Below are 3,692 nucleotides of genomic sequence, written 5' to 3'. Positions count from 1 at the left end.
TCGCGCTCGCGCTCACCGAGCGGAAGGCCGAGCTGTACGAGCTCTCCACGCGCACCGGCGCCACGAAGGCCGACTCGTGGGTCGACATCGACGGCGGCATCGGGGTGCTCTTCACCTACTCGGGCAAGGGCCGCCGCGAGCTGCCCAACGCGCGTGTGCAGCTCGACGGCCCGGTCGAGCCGCTGTCGAAGGACGGGACGTTCCTCGGCCGCCACATCAGAACCACGCTGCCGGGCGTCGCCGTGCAGATCAACGCCTTCAACTTCCCCGTGTGGGGCGCCCTCGAGAAGCTCGCACCCGCGTTCCTCGCCGGCATGCCCACGATCGTGAAGCCGGCGACCCCCGGCGCGTACGTCACCGAGCACCTGGTGCGCATCATCGTCGAATCGGGGCTGCTGCCCGCCGGCTCGCTGCAGCTCGTCACCGGCTCGATCCGCGAGGTGTTCGACCACGCGCGACTCGGCGACGTGGTCTCGTTCACCGGGTCGGCCTCCACCGCCGACGCCCTGCGGCGCCACGACGCGGTGCAGACGGGCGGCGTCGTCTTCGGCGCCGAGACCGACTCGATCAACGCATCGGTGCTCGGCCCCGACGCGGTGCCCGGCACGCCCGAGTTCGACGCCTACGTGCGGCAGCTCGTCGCGGAGATGACCGCGAAGGCGGGGCAGAAGTGCACCGCCATCCGCCGCGCCATCGCGCCGCACGCGCTCCTCGACCCGCTGGTCGACGCGGTGCGGGATCGGATCGCCGCGAATGTCGTCGTCGGCGACCCGAGGGAGGCGGCGACCACCATGGGCCCGCTGGCCTCGATCGAGCAGCGCGACGAGGTGCTGCGCCAGGTGCAGGCGCTCGTCGACGGCGGCGGCCGCGTCGTCATCGGCGAGGGCCAGCGACCGGGCGAGCAGACGGCGTTCGTGGAGCCGATCCTGCTGCGCTTCGACGACGCGCTCGCGCCCCGGGTGCACGACACCGAGGCCTTCGGCCCCGTCGCATCGCTGATCGGGTACGCGACCCCCGAGGAGGCGGCGGAGCTCGTGGTGCGCGGCGGCGGATCCCTCGTCACGAGCGTGGCCTCGGCGGATCCGGCGTTCGTCGCCGGGCTCACGCGCATGAGCGCGTCCGCGAACGGGCGCATGCTCGTGCTCGACCGCACCGACGCCCGCAGCTCGACCGGGCACGGCTCGCCGCTGCCGAACCTCGTGCACGGCGGCCCGGGCCGCGCGGGCGGCGGCGAGGAGCTCGGCGGGGTGCGCAGCGTCTACCACTACATGCAGCGCACCGCGATCCAGGGCAGCCCCGAGATGCTCACCGCCGTCACGGGCGTGTGGCACGCGGGCGCGGCGACGCGCGACGAGGCGCACCCGTTCCGCAAGCCGCTGCAGGAGCTGCGGGTCGGCGATCGCGTGGTGTCGGCGGAGCGGGAGGTCACGCTCGACGACATCGCGCACTTCGCGGAGTTCACGGGCGACACGTTCTACGCCCACACCGACGAGACGGCGGCGGCCGCGAACCCGTTCTTCCCCGGCCGCGTCGCCCACGGCTACCTGCTGCTGTCGTTCGCGGCCGGCCTCTTCGTCTCCCCCGAACCCGGGCCGGTGCTCGCGAACTACGGCCTCGAGCACCTCCGCTTCATCACGCCCGTCTCGCCGGGCGACCGCATCAGGGTCGCGCTCACCGCGAAGCAGATCATCCCCCGCGAGACCGACGAGTACGGCGAGGTGCACTGGGACGCGGTGCTCACGAACCACCGCGACGAGGTCGTCGCGACGTACGACGTGCTCACACTCGTGTCGAAGTCGCACGAGGCGGTCGCCGCCCCGGCGCCTCGGGGTTAGCGGAAGTCGGCCACCTCGTTGACCCTGAGGCCCGAGCGCACATAGGCGAGCACCGCGTCGGCGAGCGCCTCGGGCGTCTCGGGGCCGTCGGGGCGGTACCACTCGACCAGCGAGTTCACCAGGCCGAAGGTGAACCGCGCGGCGAGGCCGGGGTCGAGGTCGTCGCGCAGCGCGCCCTCGCTCCGTGCCCGCTCGAAGATCGCGCGCAGCCGCGCCGTGAGCGCGCGGCGCCGCTCCAGGGCGCGCAGCTCCACCTCGGAGTTGCCGTGCAGCCGCAGCAGCAGGATCAGATAGGGCTGCTGCGCGCACGCGACGAGCACCGCGGCGCGCACGATCTCCCGGATCTGCCCCACCGCTCCGCCCGGGGCGGATCCGGCCTGCGCCTCCGCCTCGGCCTCGTCGAAGACCCGCTCCAGTGCGCCGAGCGCGCGCTCGAGCGCGATCTCGAGCATCTCGGCCTTCGAGGCGAAGTGGTGGTACACCGCCGACTTCGAGAGCCCGAGCCGGTTCGCGATCATGCCGAGCGACGAGGCGTCGTAGCCGTGATCGGTGAACACCTCGACGATGACCTCGAGCATGCTGCTCTGGTCGTACCCCGGCCGACCCCTGCGGGGTGCGGCGTCCGAGCTCTCCATAGATCTGTTCCCCTCAGGCGCGGCCCCGCGGCCCCGCGGCTCGCGAGGCGTGCACGCGGCCTTCCGCGTCGCCTGCAAATCTACCTCAGGCGGGCGAGGCGCCGGCCCGCAGGTCGTAGAGGCGCTTGAGCTTGCCCTCCGAGCGCGGCAGCGACCCCGTCGGCGCGAGTTCGGCGGCGATCGTCGCCCCGATGCGATCCTTCACGCACTTCTGCAGGCGCCGCAGCGCGGCGTCGGCGCCCGCGGGGTCCGCGTCGGGGTCGGCCTCGATCCTGATGGTGAGGTGATCGAGGGCGGCCCGCTTCGTCAGTTCGAGCACGAAGTGGCTCGTCAGCCCCTCGACCTCGCAGGCGATCTCCTCGATCTGCGTGGGGAAGAGATTGACGCCGCGCAGAATGATCATGTCGTCGTTGCGGCCCGTGATCTTCGCGATGCGCCGGTGCGCGGGCCTGCCGGTGCCGGGGTGCAGCGAGGTGAGGTCGCGCGTGCGGTAGCGGATCATGGGGAACGCCTCCTTGGTGAGCGTCGTGAAGACGAGCTCCCCGGTCTCGCCGTCGGGCACCTGCTGCAGCCGGTCGTCGATGATCTCGGGCAGGAAGTGGTCCTCCCAGATGTGCGGGCCGTCCTGCGTCTCGACGCACTCGCTGCCGACGCCGGGGCCCATCATCTCGGAGAGGCCGTAGATGTCGACGGCGCGGATGCCCATGCGCTCCTCGAGCTCGTGCCGCATCGCCTCCGTCCAGGGCTCGGCCCCGCAGATCGCGACCTTGAGGCTCGTGCCGCGGGGGTCGAGGCCGGCCCGCTCGAACGCGTCGGCGATGGTGAGCAGGTAGCTGGGGGTGCACATGATGGCGTCGGGCTCGAAGTCGCGGATCAGCTGCACCTGCTTCTCGGTCTGCCCGCCCGACATGGGGATCACCATGCAGCCGAGCCGCTCGATGCCGGCGTGCGCGCCGAGCCCGCCGGTGAACAGCCCGTACCCGTAGGCGTTGTGGACCCGCCAGCCGGGGCGCACGCCCGCGGCGTAGAGCGATCGTGCGATGAGATCGGCCCAGGTGTCGAGGTCGCGCTCCGTGTAGCCGACGACGGTGAGCCTGCCGGTGGTTCCGGATGAGGCGTGCACGCGGCGCACCTCGTCCATGGGCACGGCGAAGAGCCCGAAGGGGTAGTGGTCGCGCAGGTCGCTCTTCGTGGTGAAGGGCAGCTTCTCGATGTCGGCGAG

General features: G+C 72.3%; 3 protein-coding genes. 1 reads left to right on the top strand and 2 read right to left on the bottom strand.

Going from position 1 to position 3,692, the window contains the following annotated elements:
• On the top strand, nt 1-1,835 hold a 1,835-nt coding region (paaZ, locus tag NS354_RS08475; protein WP_058594098.1), incomplete at its 5' end, for a phenylacetic acid degradation bifunctional protein PaaZ.
• Here the strand turns inward: paaZ and NS354_RS08470 are convergent.
• Both NS354_RS08470 and NS354_RS08465 read right to left on the bottom strand, forming a co-directional pair.
• Entirely contained in the window at nt 1,832-2,470 is a 639-nt protein-coding gene (locus NS354_RS08470; protein WP_058594097.1) for a TetR/AcrR family transcriptional regulator, read from the bottom strand. The two genes, paaZ and NS354_RS08470, sit on opposite strands and share 4 nt — an antisense overlap.
• Before the next feature lie 85 nt (nt 2,471-2,555).
• A partial coding sequence (locus NS354_RS08465) for an AMP-binding protein (protein WP_058594096.1) occupies nt 2,556-3,692 on the bottom strand: 1,137 nt, incomplete at its 5' end.

Origin of the sequence: Leucobacter chromiiresistens (genome assembly GCF_001477055.1) — a bacterium.
GTDB classification, from domain to species: Bacteria; Actinomycetota; Actinomycetes; order Actinomycetales; family Microbacteriaceae; genus Leucobacter; species Leucobacter chromiiresistens_A.
This window is presented reverse-complemented; position numbering and strand designations above follow the sequence as displayed.